The sequence below is a fragment of the Pseudomonas sp. C6002 genome (assembly GCF_013385805.1).
In the GTDB taxonomy this organism is placed as follows: domain Bacteria; phylum Pseudomonadota; class Gammaproteobacteria; order Pseudomonadales; family Pseudomonadaceae; genus Aquipseudomonas.
In genome coordinates this window covers 20654-36788 of the sequence record NZ_JACAPH010000045.1, presented here as the reverse complement: position 1 = coordinate 36788, position 16135 = coordinate 20654, and the positions used below count along the sequence as shown (strand labels likewise).

General features: G+C 61.1%; 10 protein-coding genes. 4 read left to right on the top strand and 6 right to left on the bottom strand.

Features of this window, described 5'->3' with window-relative positions:
- Nucleotides 1-13: 13 nt before the first annotated feature.
- Both HX817_RS28970 and valS read right to left on the bottom strand, forming a co-directional pair.
- Nucleotides 14-856: an oxidoreductase gene (locus tag HX817_RS28970; protein ID WP_177042026.1), complete on the bottom strand. Its 843-nt coding sequence runs from the start codon at nucleotides 854-856 to the stop codon at nucleotides 14-16.
- A 202-nt stretch (nucleotides 857-1058) separates the two neighbouring features.
- Nucleotides 1059-3626, bottom strand: coding sequence for a valine--tRNA ligase (gene valS / locus HX817_RS28965; protein WP_177042024.1), 2568 nt, complete (start codon nucleotides 3624-3626; stop codon nucleotides 1059-1061).
- Nucleotides 3627-3766: 140 nt separating this feature from the next.
- On the opposite strand from valS, the gene HX817_RS28960 reads away from it, so the two are divergent.
- The gene (locus HX817_RS28960) at nucleotides 3767-4894 is read left to right on the top strand and encodes an NAD(P)/FAD-dependent oxidoreductase (RefSeq protein WP_177042022.1); all 1128 of its coding nucleotides are present in this window, start codon (nucleotides 3767-3769) and stop codon (nucleotides 4892-4894) included.
- A 12-nt stretch (nucleotides 4895-4906) separates the two neighbouring features.
- On the opposite strand, the gene HX817_RS28955 is transcribed toward HX817_RS28960, so the two are convergent.
- From HX817_RS28955 to HX817_RS28940, 4 genes are all read right to left on the bottom strand, one after another.
- A complete protein-coding gene (locus HX817_RS28955; RefSeq protein WP_177042145.1) occupies nucleotides 4907-5509 on the bottom strand; it encodes a dTMP kinase in 603 nt (200 codons plus the stop codon).
- Between the two features lie 32 nt (nucleotides 5510-5541).
- On the bottom strand, nucleotides 5542-7488 hold the full coding sequence (locus HX817_RS28950) for a PAS domain-containing sensor histidine kinase (RefSeq protein ID WP_177042020.1): 1947 nt from the start codon (nucleotides 7486-7488) through the stop codon (nucleotides 5542-5544).
- Between the two features lie 96 nt (nucleotides 7489-7584).
- Nucleotides 7585-8916 carry an LLM class flavin-dependent oxidoreductase gene (locus tag HX817_RS28945; RefSeq protein WP_177042018.1) on the bottom strand — a complete coding sequence of 444 codons (1332 nt, stop codon included), beginning with the start codon at nucleotides 8914-8916 and terminating at the stop codon, nucleotides 7585-7587.
- 23 nt (nucleotides 8917-8939) lie between these two features.
- Nucleotides 8940-9896, bottom strand: coding sequence for an ABC transporter substrate-binding protein (locus tag HX817_RS28940; RefSeq protein WP_177042016.1), 957 nt, complete (start codon nucleotides 9894-9896; stop codon nucleotides 8940-8942).
- 409 nt (nucleotides 9897-10305) lie between these two features.
- On the opposite strand from HX817_RS28940, the gene HX817_RS28935 reads away from it, so the two are divergent.
- From HX817_RS28935 to HX817_RS28925, 3 genes are all read left to right on the top strand, one after another.
- The gene (locus HX817_RS28935; protein WP_256348842.1) at nucleotides 10306-11841 is read left to right on the top strand and encodes an efflux transporter outer membrane subunit; all 1536 of its coding nucleotides are present in this window, start codon (nucleotides 10306-10308) and stop codon (nucleotides 11839-11841) included.
- A 104-nt stretch (nucleotides 11842-11945) separates the two neighbouring features.
- The gene (locus HX817_RS28930; RefSeq protein ID WP_008433355.1) at nucleotides 11946-13058 is read left to right on the top strand and encodes an efflux RND transporter periplasmic adaptor subunit; all 1113 of its coding nucleotides are present in this window, start codon (nucleotides 11946-11948) and stop codon (nucleotides 13056-13058) included.
- 9 nt (nucleotides 13059-13067) lie between these two features.
- Complete coding sequence (locus HX817_RS28925; protein WP_177042015.1) at nucleotides 13068-16115, top strand: efflux RND transporter permease subunit; 3048 nt, start codon at nucleotides 13068-13070, stop codon at nucleotides 16113-16115.
- Nucleotides 16116-16135: the final 20 nt, after the last annotated feature.

The following is a 16135-nucleotide window of genomic DNA, read 5'->3' as shown; positions in this document are numbered from 1 at the left end:
CCCTCTTGCGGTTTCACGAAGCGTGACCATCCGTAGAGCGTGTCAGTGCTTCCCATTGGTCGATGTCACGCAGGGATTGCGTCAGCTTTTCGCGCACAAAGCCTATCGCATCGCTGCCGAGCAGCAGGTGGGCCGGTGGGTTGTCGCTGGCGATCAACTGCAGCATGGCTTGCGCAGCTTTTTGCGGGTCCCCCAACTGGTGGCCGCTTTTCGCTTCGCGCGCCTGGCGTACCGGATCAAAGCTGGCATCGTAGTCGGCGATGCTGCGGGGCGTACGCTGCATCGAGCGGCCGGCCCAATCGGTGCGAAATGAGCCTGGCGCCACAGCGGTGACAAAAATGTTGAATGGCTTGAGTTCTTTGCTCAGGGTGTCGGAGATGCCTTCCAGCGCGAACTTGCTGGCGCAGTAGTAGGCGATACCCGGCATCGTGATGGTGCCGCCCATGGACGTGATGTTGATGATGTGCCCGCTGCGGCGCTGGCGGAAGTACGGCACAAACGCCTTGGTCACGGCAACGGCGCCGAACACGTTGACGTCGAACTGACGACGCATTTCTTCCAGCGGCGACTCTTCGAAAATGCCCTCATGGCCGTAACCTGCGTTGTTCACCAGGACATCCACCGGGCCGTAGCGGGTCTCGATCTCGGCAACGACGCTGTCGATCCGCTCAAAGTCGGTGACATCCAGGATCACGCCATGAGCACGCTCCGCTGATAATGCCTCGTACGTTTGCAGCGCGGCTTCGTTGCGAACGGTACCAATGACACGGTGGCCTGCAGCCAGCGCCTCGGTCGCGAGGGCCTTGCCAAAGCCGCTGCTGATGCCGGTGATGAACAGGGTTTTGCGAGTGCTCATGGAAATTCCTCTCGGTTATTGAGTGCTAATGGTAGCCAAGCCACCGCTGGCGACCTATGCCGGATCATCTATGAGGCTTGCCTATTCCTATTCGCTTCTGCTCGTACTCTCAATTGTCCCGGTGTGGCTCGATTGGCGCAGGCTGATGCGTGGTCCGGCCCGCCCCAGTGGGTGTCACTGAGGCGGTCGGCACCACTCCACGTTACGTCAGCCAGACATCGACCTGCCGCTCCGCGCCCTCTATAAACACCAAGGCCTCGACCTGCCCCGCTTCTATCAGGTCTTGGCTGACGCCTTTTATCCGTTCAAGTTGCGCGGCGCTGTCGACCAGCTCAACACGTGCTACCGGAGCCTTCATGGATTGGCTGGCGTCAGACTTTGCTTTGCGAATTGCAGACAGCACGCTGCTCAGGCTCATCAATAACTGTTCAACAGCCGCGTCAGGGCAAGCGCCCCCTTGCGGCCAGGGCGCCTTGTGCACTGAGCTGCAATTCCAGGATTGCCAGACCTCCTCACACACAAAGGGCAGAAATGGCGCAAACAGTCGCTGCTGCACGCTCAGCGCATGTGCCAATGCATTACGCGCCGAGTAGCCGTCGGGTCGATAGGCACGACGTTTGACCAATTCGACGTAGTCATCGCAAAACCACCAGAAGAATCCTTCGATACGCGACAACGCCCCGCTGTAGTCATAGGCCTCCAGCGCGGCGGTAGCGTCCTGGACTACGCCACCCAAGCGTTCAAGCATGGCTTGATCCAGCGGCTGGTCGATATCCCCGGTGTCATCCTTCGCAAAGCCTTGAACCAACCTCGAAAGATTGAACAGCTTGACGGCCAGGCGGCGGCCGATTTTCATCTGCTGCTCTTCAAAGGCTGTGTCACTGCCGAGCCGCGCCGAGGCAGCCCAATAGCGCACGCCGTCACTTCCATACTGGTCGAGCAAGGCTTGAGGGGTGACCACATTCCCCTTGGACTTGGACATTTTCTTGCGATCAGGATCAAGGATCCACCCGGAAAGCGCGACGTTGCGCCATGGCGCGCAACCGTGTTCAAAATGGCTGCGTACCAGTGTCGAGAACAGCCAGGTTCGGATTATGTCGTGACCTTGGGGCCTGAGGTCCATCGGGTATATTTTGGCAAACAACCCATCGTCCTCTCCCCAGCCGCCGGCAATCTGAGGCGTCAGGGAACTGGTGGCCCAGGTGTCCATGATGTCTTGTTCACCGATAAACCCGTTGGGTTGACCACGCTGCTCGGGTCGATACCCAGGCGGTGTATCCAGGCCCGGATCAACAGGCAGGCTTGCCTCACTGGCGATAATCGGAGCGCCATGCTCGGCTTCGCCTTGTGCGTCCAGGCGATACCAGAACGGAATCGGCACGCCGAACGTACGTTGGCGACTGATTAGCCAGTCTCCATTCAACCCCCCTACCCAATGCTCGTAACGCCTGAGCATGTGCGGCGGATGCCAGTCCAACGCCTGGCCAGCGTCGAGCAACACGTCCCTCAGGCTCGCGTCGCGTCCGCCATTGCGCAAGTACCATTGCCGCGTCGCGAGAATTTCCAAAGGCCGGTCGCCTTTCTCGAAGAACTTTACCGCGTGGTTAATCGGTCGTGGTTCATCTCGCATGGCGCCGCAGTCACGCAACATCGAAACGAGCTGCGTACGAACCTGGGACAGGGTACGGCCGGCCAGGCCTGCGTAGGCCTGTTGGCTGCGCGGAGTCGTCAACCAGGAGGGCGTCTCAAGTAACAGGCGCCCATCCTTTCCCAGGACTGACCGTGTGGGCAGCTGCAACTCCCGCCACCAAATCACATCGGTTAGATCGCCAAAGGTGCAGACCATCGCCAACCCGGTGCCCTTGCCGGGGTCACCCAAAGGGTGGGCCAGCAGCGGAACGTCCAGGTCAAAAATCGGCGCGCGCACGGTCTGCCCGAACCTCGCCTGATAACGAGCGTCGTCCGGGTGAGCCACCAGCGCCACGCATGCCATCAGCAACTCAGGTCGAGTCGTAGCAATCTTCAGTTCGGCACCATCAGCCGCGTCGAAGCCGAGTTTGTGATACGCACCCGCAACCTCGCGCTCCTCAAGCTCTGCCTGGGCTACGGCCGTCTGGAACGTCACATCCCAGAGACACGGAGCCTCCTGGCTATACAGTTCGCCACGCTGGTAGTTACGCAGTAACGCGCGCTGACTGGCTCGTTGGGAGCGTTCATCAATGGTGGCGTATGAAAGACTCCAATCAACGGACAAGCCCAGTTGCACGAACAGTGCACGGAACGCTTGCTCATCGATGGCCGTCAGCTCATGGCACAACTCGATAAAGTTGCGCCGACTGATGACGGCAAAGTCAGCCCGTTTTAATGGAATTGACTCGGAGGGTTTGAAGCCAGGCTGGTAAGCGGCCAACGAGTCGCAACGTACGCCGTAGAAATTCTCGACCCTGCGTTCGGTCGGCAAGCCATTGTCGTCCCAACCCATGGGGTAGAACACAGCCTTGCCGCGCATCCGCTGGAACCGGGCGATGATATCGGTGTGGGTGTAGCTGAAGACATGGCCAACATGCAACGAACCTGAGGCTGTCGGTGGCGGCGTGTCGATGGAGAATACAGCGTCGCGTTGGGCGCTGTGGTCAAAGGCATACGTGCCTTCGAGCTGCCAATGCTGAGACCAGCGTGTTTCGAGGTTTTCAAGCGAGGGGGTGACGGTTTGATCGTTTAGAACTTCATCACGTTTAACGGTGACATAGCTTCCTCCTGTCAACATCATGGGGCGCAACAACGGTTGTGCGCCGAAGCAAACTTTATATTCAATCGCCTGCGGAAAGTAAAGCCCTTGAACCAGGCCATTTTTTCCACAAAATAGCGTAAAAACAGTCCGGAAGATTTCTCACATTCAACAGGTACCCTATGCACACCCCCGTCACAATCATCGGTGCTGGCCTGGGCGGTCTCATCCTGGCCCGCGTGCTGTACGTCCACGGTATTGCCGCCACCGTCTATGAAGCAGAGCCGTCGGCAACCGCACGCGCCCAAGGCGGGATGCTTGATATCCACGACTACAACGGCCAACTGGCCTTGCAGGCAGCGGGCCTGACGGACGAGTTCCGCGCGCTTATCCTGAAAGGTCGCGAGGCGACTCGGGTGCTTGATTGGCAGGGTGCCACTCTGTTGGATCAACCCGACGACGGCACAGGCGGCCGTCCCGAGGTCATGCGTGGCGAGCTGCGCAAGATGCTCCTCGATTCACTGCCCGCCGGTACTGTGCGTTGGGGCCACAAGGTCAAGAGCGTGCGCGCCCTCGGCGAGGGTCGCCACGAAGTGACCTTCGCCGACGGTACTTGCGTTGCCACCCACCTGCTGGTTGGCGCGGACGGAGCCTGGTCAAAGGTCCGGCCGCTGCTCAGCGACGCTGCCCCCGAGTACATGGGCCGCTCGTTGATCGAAACCTACCTGTATGACAGCGACGCCCGGCACCCGGCCACCTCCAGGGCGGTAGGTGGCGGTGCGATGTTTGCACTTCAACCGGGAAAAGGGATCCAGGCGCACCGTGAGACGAGCGCCACGCTGCACACCTACGTAGTGCTCACCGAATCCCAAAGCTGGTTTGCCGCCATCGATTTCACCGACACGCCAACGGCGGCGGCACGGATCGCGCAGGAATTCGCAGGCTGGTCCCCTGCCCTCACGGCGCTGATCACCGACAGTGACACCGAACTGGTATGGCGCCCGCTCTTTATGCTGCCGGTTGAGCACCGCTGGGACCGGGTGCCGGGCGTAACGCTGATCGGTGATGCCGCACACCTTGCGGCCCCGAATGGCGAAGGTGCCAACCTGGCCATGTACGATGGTGCCGAACTCGGCAAGGCCATCGCCTCATACCCTGATGACGTCGAAGCCGCCCTGGGCGAATACGAACAGGCCATGTTCCCGCGCAGCGCGCAAATGGCTGCCGAGGGGAATGAACTGCACGAGTTGCTGTTTGGTGACGATGCACCCTATAGCCTGGTCAGCATGTTCAACGGGGCAAGTGCCTGAACAGGGCTCGGGTCAATCACACTGGAAGGACTCAAGGACGTTATAAATTTCGGCAACCACCTGCCGTGTTGCGCCCTCAATGGTTCCTTCATTCCGGCATAACACCCAGCCGTGATCCGCAACCGCTCGCTCGAACGCCTGGGTACAGGCGACATGTTCTGCCAGCGTGTGGATCACGGTACTGCTCAGCCCACGTCGGCGTGCCGCGGCCCGTGCCCATGAAATATCAGGGTCGGTGACGACCCCGATATGCAGGTCCGGCACTTGCACGTTTCGATCAATGTTCAACTGCAGGATTTCTGCCAGCGGGACTTCCCGGCGAAACGCGGCATCAGACGGGTACCAGCGGTCGATCAGGACGATGCTGCCTGGAGGCTGTCTAGCCAGCACGTGCCGGGAAATCCACGCGCGGCTATCAGCGAAGCGTTCACAAACCTCCCACTCCAGATCCAGGCCGGGATGCCTGGCGAGTCTGTTAACGAGGGTCATTGTTTCACTTCTGAAGGGATCGCTTTTTCTCTCGCAAAGCCGGATCACCATTCTGTTGTCAGCCCTAAGCGCTTTTGTTACGGCCTCCAGCAATGTGGTTTTGCCAGTACCCTTGGGGCCATCCATGGAAACAAACAACGGACGGCCAGCCGCCTGGCTCAACACGGCTTGTCGGTCCGGCTGCGCATGGTTTCGGCAATCACCCTGGCCAGTGCAGATTGATCGAATGGCTTGGGTAAGCGCGTCAATGTGGTCTTGAGGTCCAGGGAGATCTCCGCAAAGCCTGAGGAAAGAATGATGGGAAGGTTGGGATACAACGACTCGATGTTGCCGGCAAGCTCGATCCCGGTCATGTCCGGCATTGCCATGTCTGTCACGACCAGGTCAAAGCACGCGCCTTGCGCCAGGAACGCCAACGCAGCATGGCCGTCTCCTGCCGACACAACATGATGGCCCAGGTCTTCAAGCATCGCCCCGGTGCTGATCAGCACCAGCGGGTCGTCATCTACCAGCAGAATCTCGAGGCATTGCTGATGGGCTGCATCGGGTGTATCTGCCGTTGATGCCAGCGCCGCAGACTGTGTGGTGTCGGTCACCGCCACCGGTAACCAGAGCTCTGCGGTTGTGCCCTCTCCTACCCGGCTCTTCAGCACAAAGTGGCCCTGTGACTGTGCCGCCAGGCCATGCACCATCGAAAGCCCAAGCCCGGTGCCTTTTCCCGCTCCCTTGGTGGTGAAGAACGGCTCCATGGCCCGTTGCAAGGTCGCGTCATTCATCCCGGGGCCGGTGTCGGTGACAGAGATGCAAATCAGCCTTTGCGAGTCATTCGCCCCGCCGGGAAACGAATCCTCCCGCGCTGAAATCAGGATCCTGCCCCGACCTTCCATTGCGTCCCGAGCGTTGATCACCAGGTTCATCACAGCCATTTCCAGTTGGCTCATGTCGACCAATACCGGCCGCAGGATCAATGGGAACTGTGTGTCGACGTTGATGCCTGCGCCCAACATGCGGGACAGCAGGTCTGACATGTTGCGGATCAGATCGCCCACATCCACAGGCTGAGGGTCAAGCTCCTGGCGACGGGCAAAGGCCAGCATGCGCTGAGTCAGCGTTGCACCCCGCTGGGCGCCCGCGATGGCATTATTCAGTAAGGCGCAGGTTCTCGAGTCCTGCGGGACACGCTTCTTGGCGAGTTCAAGACTCCCCAGAATCACCATCAAGAGGTTGTTGAAGTCATGGGCGATGCCGCCGGTGAGCTGGCCCAGGGACTCCATTTTCTGGGATTGGAATAACGCCTCTCGGGTTTCCTTGATCTCCTGTTGAGCCTGGACGCTTTCGGTAACGTCCCGGGTGATCTTCGCAAACCCCACCAGCTCACCCAGTTCATTCTTGATCGGGTCGATAACCACATGGGCGAGGAATCCCGTGCCGTCCTTGCGCAGGCGCCAGCCCTGCCCTTCGTAACGACCTTCCCTGACCACCGTTTCAAGGGCGCGCTGGGGGACGTTGTGGTCTACGTCCTCACGCTGGAAGAACATGGAGTAATGCCTGCCGATGACTTCTGCCGGCCGGTAACCCTTGATGCGCTGGGCGCCGGCGTTCCAGGTGGTGATCACGCCGTTGGGGTCCAGCATATACAGCGCGTAGTCGGTGACGCCTTGCACCAGCAGGCTGAATTGCTGCTCGCTCTGGCGCAGCGCCTGCTCCGCGGCCTTACGCTCGGTCAGGTCCCGTGTGACCTTGGCGAAGCCAATCAACGTGCCGTCGTCGGCGCGTATCGGGTCGATGATCACCAGTGCCCAGAGACGAGTCCCATCCTTGCGGATGCGCCAACCTTCGCCCTCGAAGCGCCCTGACTGCTCGGCGCTCTTGAGTGCCCGGCCCGGCAAGTCCGAGGCCAGGTCTTCCGGGGTGTAGAACAGCGAAAAATGCCTGCCCAGCACTTCACTCTGTTCGTACTGCTTGATCTTTCTCGCCCCGGAGTTCCAACTGCGAATCAAGCCGTTCGTATCAAGCATATAGATGGCATAGTCGACCACTGCGTCGACGAGCAGTCGATACCGGTCGTCCTGATTGAAAGGCCCTTGCGCAGGATGGGATGGCATCAGGAAAGTCTCGGGACAAATGAGTGGCTTGAACCCTCAGTATGTCTAAAAAAATCCCCGGCTCACCAATTTATTCATCTGGACAGTTGTTTTGAGTCAACCGCCGCCGTTGCGCGCAAACCGTGGAATCTTCAATCCCAGGCTTTCCCGCAAGGTCGTACCTTCATAAGCCGTGCGATACACGCCGCGCTCCTGCAACAACGGGATGACCTCGTGCGTGAAGCGCTTGAACTGCTCCGGATGGCCGATGTAGATGTTGAAACCATCCACCGCGCGGGCTTCAAGCCAGTCAGCCATTTTCCGAGCGACGGTATCCGCCGATCCGACAAACGCCCCCGGGCGCAGTTGCCGCCCGAACTCCACCGCCTGGCGCAATGTAAAACCTTTCTCCCGTGCCTGATCGGCAATGCGTTTGGCCGCGGTAAAAAAGCTGCTGCGTGCCGCCTCCAGGCTCTCCTGCGGGAACGGCGCATCAAGGTCGTACTGGCTGAAATCATGCCAGCCGAAATTGCGTCCGAACTCCTTCAGCGCCAGCTCGAAACTGTGGTCGGCCTGATGGTAGTGCCGCTCGATTTCACGCGCCTGTTCATCGGTATCGCCTACATAAATCTCGGCGCCGGGCATCACCAGCAATTGCTCCGGGTCACGGCCATGTTGCAGCGCCCTGCTCTTGATATCCCGATAAAAAGCCTGGCCCTGCTCGATGCTGGCCGCATGGGTAAAGATCACATCGGCCGTGGCCGCGCCGAGGTCGCGGCCTTGTTCCGAATCGCCAGCCTGGAAAATCACCGGTTGGCCCTGGGGTGAGCGCTGGATATTCAGCGGCCCGACCACGGAAAAGTGCTCGCCCTTGTGATTCAGGCTGTGGAGTTTAGCGGGGTCGAGAAACCGGCCGGTGGCGCGGTCACGTACGAAGGCATCTTCCTCATAGGAGTTCCACAGGCCCTGCACGACCTGGACGTGTTCGGCCGCCCGGCCATAGCGGGTGTCGTAGTCATAATGTTCGTCGCGGCTGTAGTTGCCGGCGGTACCGGCGTCGCCGCTGGTGACCACGTTCCAGCCGGCGCGGCCTTTGCTGATCAGGTCGAGTGAGGCCAGGCGCCGCGCGACGTTATAGGGCGAGTTGTAAGAGGTCGTCAGCGTACCGACCAGGCCCAGGTGCCGGGTGCTTACGGCAAGTGCCGATAACAGCGTCAGCGGCTCCAGCCGGTTCAGGTAGTGGGATGGCGAACCCGGTGTGATGAATTGGCTGTCGACGATGAACATCAAGTCGAACAATGCCGCCTCGGCCTGGCGTGCAATGTCGATGTACCAGTCGACGTTGACGCTGGCATCGGCCGGCAATTGCGGGTCGAGCCACAGATTGTGGCGGCCGGGCCCGCCGCAGCCCATGGTCAGGGTGCCGAGTTTGAGCTGTCTTTTAGTCATGTCCAACGTATTCCTGGAAACGTTCAGGGCTGGGTTCTGGCGACGGCTGGTTGCAAGGACGCCGCGAAGGAGTCGTCGAACAGCTTGGCTGCCGGGTAAGACTTGACCAGTCCCTGGCTTGCGAAAAAGTCCACGGTCTTTTGTGCTTCTACAGGCGACTGGGCTGTCACCGGTTCGACCGTCGTGCGTGCCCGGGCAAACCAGGCGCGGGCAATGTCGGCATCTGCGCGGGTGCGCTTGGCCCACACATCTGCATACGCGTCGGCGTTGGCCGGGCTTTGGCGTGTCCAGTCACGGGCTTTCTTCAGGCGTTGGAGAAAATCGCTGATTTGCGCACGCTTGTTATCGACGGCCCTGGTGCTGGCGGCGACGAAACTCTGGGCCGGGATCAGCCCGTCTGCGGTCGCCAATACCCGTGCGCCCTGGCGTTCCTGTTGGGTGACGTAGGGTTCCCAGGTGGCGATGACGTCGACCGAACCGCCTTCCAGTGCGTGGGAAGCATCCAGTGCACTGAGGTAACGCAACTCCAGGGCGTCTTTCGGCACGCCCGCCTTATCCAGTGCGGTCAGCAGGAGTTGCTGGCTCCAGGAGCCTTTCCAGATGGCGGCGCGCTTGCCTTTGAGGTCCGCAAGGCTGTGGATCGAGGAATCCTTTTTCACCAGGATGGCCACGCCCTCGAGGTTTTGCCGGCTGATGGCAATCACCTTGATCGGTGCGCCGAGTGCACCGAGGAACAGCACGGGCGCATCGCCGAGCAGGCCGATGTCGAGGCTGTTGGTATTGAGGGCTTCCGCCACCGGAGACCCGGCGGTGAATTGCTTCCATTCAAGGGTGTAGGGCAGATCATCCAGCACCCCCGCCGCTTCCATCACGGCCTGGGCGTTGTAGCTTTGGTCTCCGACCACCAGCGTTTGCGCGTTCGCGGTCAGGCACAGCAGCGTGGCGGCCAACCCGGCCGCCAGTTTTGTCAGGTAACGCACGTTCGTCTCCAGATGCCTTCTCAAGCATTGAAAGTCGATCCGCGCGTGCGGTCTCGGCAGTGTTCGTAGGGAGGGCTACGATGAGGGGCTGACGGCTGCATGTAAAATACCTATAACGCATAACCTAATTCGATATTAATGCGTTAAATGCATTTTTGGGGGTGGTCGGCGCGCACGGACATTGCGTACCCGCCTGCACCACCTACACTGATTTGAATTCGGCGACTCTCGCGCCATTTTTTCAGCCGTATGGCCCGATGCCCGCGCACTCATTGCTCAACAAATAAAGCAGTTAACCAACTGATTAATCAGAGTAAATATGAAAGAGCAGCCTCGGCAGCTTGCATCGGCACCGCAACCAGTGGCGCACAGCCGCGCCCTTTTTCGACCACCCCACCTACTGGCTCCCTTGAGCCTGCTGTGCATCGCCCTCGCCGGGTGCACCGTCGGGCCCGATTTCGCGCGTCCTGAGGTGCCGGCGAACGCCGATTATTCACGAGAAAAACTCACCTCCACCGCCAAGGCCGATATCGACACCGGCGGTGCGGCGCAGCGGTTGATCGCCGGGATGGATATTCCCGGGCAATGGTGGACGCTGTTCCGCTCACCGGAACTGAACGCGCTGGTGGAGGAAGCCTTGCGCGCCAACCCGGATGTCACCGCCGCGCAGGCGGCATTGCGCCAGGCCAACGAGCTGGTCTATGCCGACCAGGCGTCGCTGTTTCCCTCGGTGAGCGGCAACGTGCAGAAGGCCCGCGAGAAAGTATCGGGCGTCACCTCGGGCCTGCCGGAGTCGCCGATTCTCACGGTGAGCTCGGCGTCGCTGAGCGTGTCCTATGCCCCGGATGTATTCGGCGGCACGCGCCGGCAAATTGAATCCACCTCTGCCCAGGCCGAGTACGAGCGCTTCCAGTTGGAGGCGACCTACCTCACCTTGACCTCCAATGTGGTGAACACCGCAGTCAGCCTGGCCTCTATACGCGACCAGATCGCCGCCACCGAAACCATCATTCGGCTACAGAGTGATCAGCTCGACGTCCTGCAGGCGCAGCGCCGGCTGGGTGCGATCGGCGACACCGACGTGCTCACACAGCAGACCGCGCTGGCGCAAACCCGTGCCACCTTGCCGCCCCTGCAAAAGCAGTTCGCCCAGACCCGCAACCAGTTGATGGCCTACCTCGGCCGGTTTCCCAACCAGGACCGGGACGAGCGCTTCAACCTCGCCTCCCTGCACCTGCCCGAAGAACTGCCGCTCAGCCTGCCTTCGGCCATCGTTGTCCAGCGGCCCGATGTGCGTTCCGCGCAGGCGCAACTGCATCAGGCCAGTGCCAATATCGGCGTGGCCGTCGCCAATCAGTTGCCGCAGTTCAGCATTACCGGGTCGGTGGGCTCCACGGTGGCCAGCGGGACCAAATTATTTTCGGCGGGCAGTGGGGTCTGGAGCCTCGCCGGGTCGATCACCCAACCGATCTTTGATGCCGGCGCACTCGAACATCGCAAACGCGCTGCCGTGGCCGCCTATGACGAGTCGGCAGCCCGCTACCGTGGCACGGTGATCGGCGCGTTCCAGGACGTGGCCAACGCACTGCGGGCGCTGGAGGCGGATGCCGATGCACTCAACCAGCAGGTGGTGGCCGAGCGCTCTGCGCAAGCCAACCTGGACCTGGTGCAGGCGCAGTTCAAACTCGGTGCCGTGGCGTACATCAACCTGCTCACGGCCCAGCAAACCTACCAGAACACCGTGCTGGCCCGGGTCAGGGCGCAGGCCTCCCGCTACAGCGACACCACCGCGCTCTTCCAGGCATTGGGTGGCGGATGGTGGAACCGTGCCGATGTGGACCCTGCCACCAAGGGCCGGCCTGATCGGTTCGGCCTGCCTTCGTGGAACGAGATCATGCCGGCCAGGAACGAGGCAGCGCCTGCCGATTCGGCACGGTTCAACTGAACTGAACTCTTGAAACAGCGAGAACATCCATGGCTGACGTCATAACCGCCTCTCCCCTGCCCACCGAGCCTGGCGCACCGCGCAAGCGCCGACTGTGGCGGCCGATGATCATCATGATCGTGGTGGTGCTGGTGATTGTGGCGATCATTGCCGGGGTGAAGTTCGTGCAGATTTCGGCGCTGATCGCCCAGTCGAAAATGCCCCTGCCCGCCTCCGTGGTCACGGCCATGAAGGTGCCGTTCAGCGACTGGCAACCGAATGTCAGCGCCGTGGGCTCAATGAAAGCGGTCAGGGGGGTGGATGTGACCACTGAAGTGGGCGGCATCGTGCGCACCATCGGCTTCACGCCCGGGCAAGAAGTGGCGGCTCAGGCGCTGCTCGTCCAGCTGAATGCCGACTCGGACATCGCGCAACTGCATTCCCTTGAGGCCACGGCCGACCTGGCGGTGATCGTCCTCAAGCGTGACAAGGCGCAACTGGCGGTTAACGCCATCTCCCAGGCACAAGTGGACACTGACACCGCCGACCTCAAAGCCAAGCTCGCCGCCGCCGAACAACAGCGCGCGCTGGTGGCGAAAAAAACCATCCGCGCACCGTTTGCCGGGCGCATCGGTATAACCAGCGTCAACCCTGGCCAATACCTCAACCCCGGCGACAAGATCGCCACGCTGCAAACCTTCGATCCGATCTACATCGACTTCACGGTGCCCCAGACTCAAATGGAGGCCATTGCCATCGGCCAAGGGGTTTCGGTAACGGCCGACGGCCTGTCGAATCAAACCTTCACCGGCAAGATCAGCACGATCGACACCCAGTTCGACGCCACCACGCGCAATGTCACCGTGGAAGCCACCGTCGACAACCCCAAACAGAACCTGGTGCCCGGGATGTTTGCCCGCGCCGTGGTCAACTCCGGTGCGACGCAGCGCTACCTCACCGTCCCGCAGACATCGGTGACCTACAACCCTTACGGCACCACGGTATTCATTGCCACATCGAGCAAGAACGACAAGGGTGAGGAAGTCCTCACCGCGCAACAGACCTTTATCAAGACCGGACCGACCCGGGGCGATCAGGTGGCGATCCTGTCGGGCGTGAAGGAAGGCGACCTGCTGATCACCAGCGGCCAGATGAAGCTCAAGAATGGCTCGCCGGTGAAGGTCGATAACAGCGCCGCGCCGCTGAACGATCCTGCGCCGACTCCCCAAGAACACTAAAGGTGTCCCATGAAGCTTACCGATACCTTTATTCAGCGGCCGGTCTGGGCGATTGTCGTCTCGCTGTTCATCCTGATCCTGGGGCTGCGCTCGATCTTCGAATTGCCGGTGAACCAATGGCCACGCACCGAAAATACCGTGGTCACCATCACCACCGCCTACTACGGCGCGGACGCCTCCACCGTTGCCGGCTTTATTACCCAGCCGCTTGAATCGGCCATCGCCCAGGCCCAGGGCATTGACTACCTGTCTTCAACGAGCATCACCGGTGTCTCGACGATTACCGCCACGCTGCGGCTGAATTACGACGCGAGCAAGGCCCTCACCGAGATCAACACCCAGGTCAACTCGGTCAAGAACCAACTGCCGGCGCAGTCCCAGGAGCCGGTGCTGACGGTGGCGGTCGGGCAGACCACCGACGCCATGTACCTGGGTTTCTACAGCGACACCCTGCCCACCAACAACATCACCGACTACCTGGTGCGGGTGGTCAAGCCCAAGCTGGACTCGATCCAGGGGGTGCAAACCGCAGAAATCCTCGGCGGGCGCCAGTTCGCCCTGCGCGCCTGGATGGACCCGAACAAACTGGCGGCGCATAACGTGACCGCCCAGGACGTGTCCACCGCCCTGGCCAACAACAACTACCTGTCTGCCGTCGGTTCCACCCGCGGGCAAACGGTGACGGTCGACCTGACGGCCGGGACCGACTTGCACACGGTGGATGAATTCAAGCGGCTGGTGGTCAAGCAGAAAGGCGATGCCCTGGTGTACCTGGAGGACGTGGCCACCGTCACCCTCGGCGCCGAAAGCTACGACAGCAGCGTGGCGTTTTCCGGCAAGCGCTCGGTGTTCATCGGCATCAAGACGGCGCCGACTGCCAATATCCTGACGGTGGCCGACAGCGTGCGCGAGGCCTTCCCCGAGCTGCAATCCCAGTTGCCCACCGGGGTACGCGGCGAGATCGTGTATGACTCCACGGAGTTCATCAACACCTCGATCTATGAGGTGGTGAAGACCCTGGTCGAGGCGATGATCATTGTGTCGGTGGTGATCTACCTGTTCCTCGGCTCGTTCCGCGCAGTGATCGTGCCGCTGGTGGCGATCCCGCTGTCGCTGGTCGGGACCTTCTTCATCATGTACCTGCTGGGGTACTCGATTAACCTGCTGACCCTGCTCGCCCTGGTATTGGCGATCGGCCTGGTGGTGGATGACGCGATTATCGTGGTGGAAAACGTCGACCGGCATATCAAGGAGGAAGGCAAAGGCTTGCTGGAAGCTGCGCTGGTTGCCGCCCGGGAACTGGGTGGGCCGATCATCGCGATGACCGTGGTGCTGATCGCCGCCTACGTGCCCATCGGGCTGCGCAGCGGCCTTACCGGTGCGCTGTTCAAGGAGTTCTGCTTCTCACTGGCGGGTGCCGTGACCGTGTCGGCCGTGGTGGCGTTGACACTCTCGCCGATGATGACCTCCCGGCTGTTCAAGTCCGGGCAGGAAGAAGGCCGGTTTGCCCGCAAGCTCGATCAGTACTTTGACTGGTTGCGGGGCCGTTACCACCGCGTACTCTCGGGTGGCCTGAACGTATGGCCGGTGCTGGTGACGTTTGGTTTTGTGCTGTTCCTGCTGGTGGCCGCCAGCGGCATGACCGCCAAAGGCGAACTGTCGCCCACCGAGGACCAGGGGCTGGTGTTCATGCAGATCAAGGGCCCGCCCACCGCCTCGCCGCAGCAGATGGAGCGCATCGCCGACCAGGCCTTCCAGATCGCTAATAAAGAGCCGGAATACGCGCAGATGTTCCAGCTGACCGGGTTGCCTATCCTCAACCAAGGCCTGGGCGGTGTACTGCTGAAAAACTGGGGCGACCGCTCGCGCTCCCAGGCCCAACTGATATTGGAACTCCAGCAGAAATGGAACCAGGTGCCGGGCGCCACCATTGCGGCCTTCCCGCTGCCATCGCTGCCGGGCGCCCAGGGCTTGCCGGTGCAGTTCGTGATCACCACCACCGACTCGGTGGAAAACCTCAACGAAGTCGCCCAGGCCGTGGTGGCCGAGGCCCAAAAACAACAGCTGTTCTATTTCTCCGACATGGACCTGAAACTCGACAAGCCACAAGCCAAGCTGGTGGTGGACCGGGAAAAAATCGCCGCACTGGGCATGACCCAGGCCGACGTCGGTGCGGCGCTGTCCGCGGCACTGGGCGGCAACTACGTGAACTACTTCTCCACTGCCGGGCGCTCGTACAAAGTCATTCCCCAGGTGTTGCAGGTTGATCGCCTCAACCCGGACCAGATTCTCGATTACTACATCCGCACCCCATCCGGCAGCATGATCCAGGCGCGGACCGTGGCGCATATCGAAACCTCGACCCAGCCGGAATCCATCAACCACTTCCAGCAACTCAACTCGGCGACCCTGTCGGGCGTCAGCGGCGTGGCCCAGGGCGAACTGCTGGCGAAACTGAACACCATTCTGACCAATATTGCGCCGTCGGGTTACACCTCGGACTTCTCCGGCGAATCACGCCAGTTCATGCAGGAATCCGGCGGGTTCTTCGGCCTGCTGATGTTCTCGATCCTGATCGTGTACCTGGCCCTGGCGTTTCAGTTCGAGAGTTTCCGCGACCCGGTGGTGATCCTGTTCTCGGTGCCCCCTGCACTCTTCGGCGCGCTGGCGTTTATCACCATGGGGTTTGCCTCGATCAACGTGTACACCCAGGTGGGCCTGGTGACGTTGCTGGGGTTGATCACCAAGCACGGGATCCTGATCGTGCAGTTTGCCAACGAGTTGCAGCGCGCCGGTCACAGCAAGCGCGAGGCCATAGAAGAAGCCGCCGGCGTGCGTCTGCGGCCGATCCTGATGACCACCGCCGCCATGGTGCTGGGCGTGGTGCCGCTGGTGTGGGCCTCCGGTGCCGGGGCTGCGGGACGGCATGACATGGGCCTGGTGATCTTTGCCGGGTTGTCGATCGGTACCGTGCTGACGCTGTTCATGGTGCCGGCGATGTATATGTTCATTGGCTCCACGCACCATCAGGAGGCGGAACAGCCGGTCCCCGTGTAGGAGCGAGCTTGCTCGCTCCT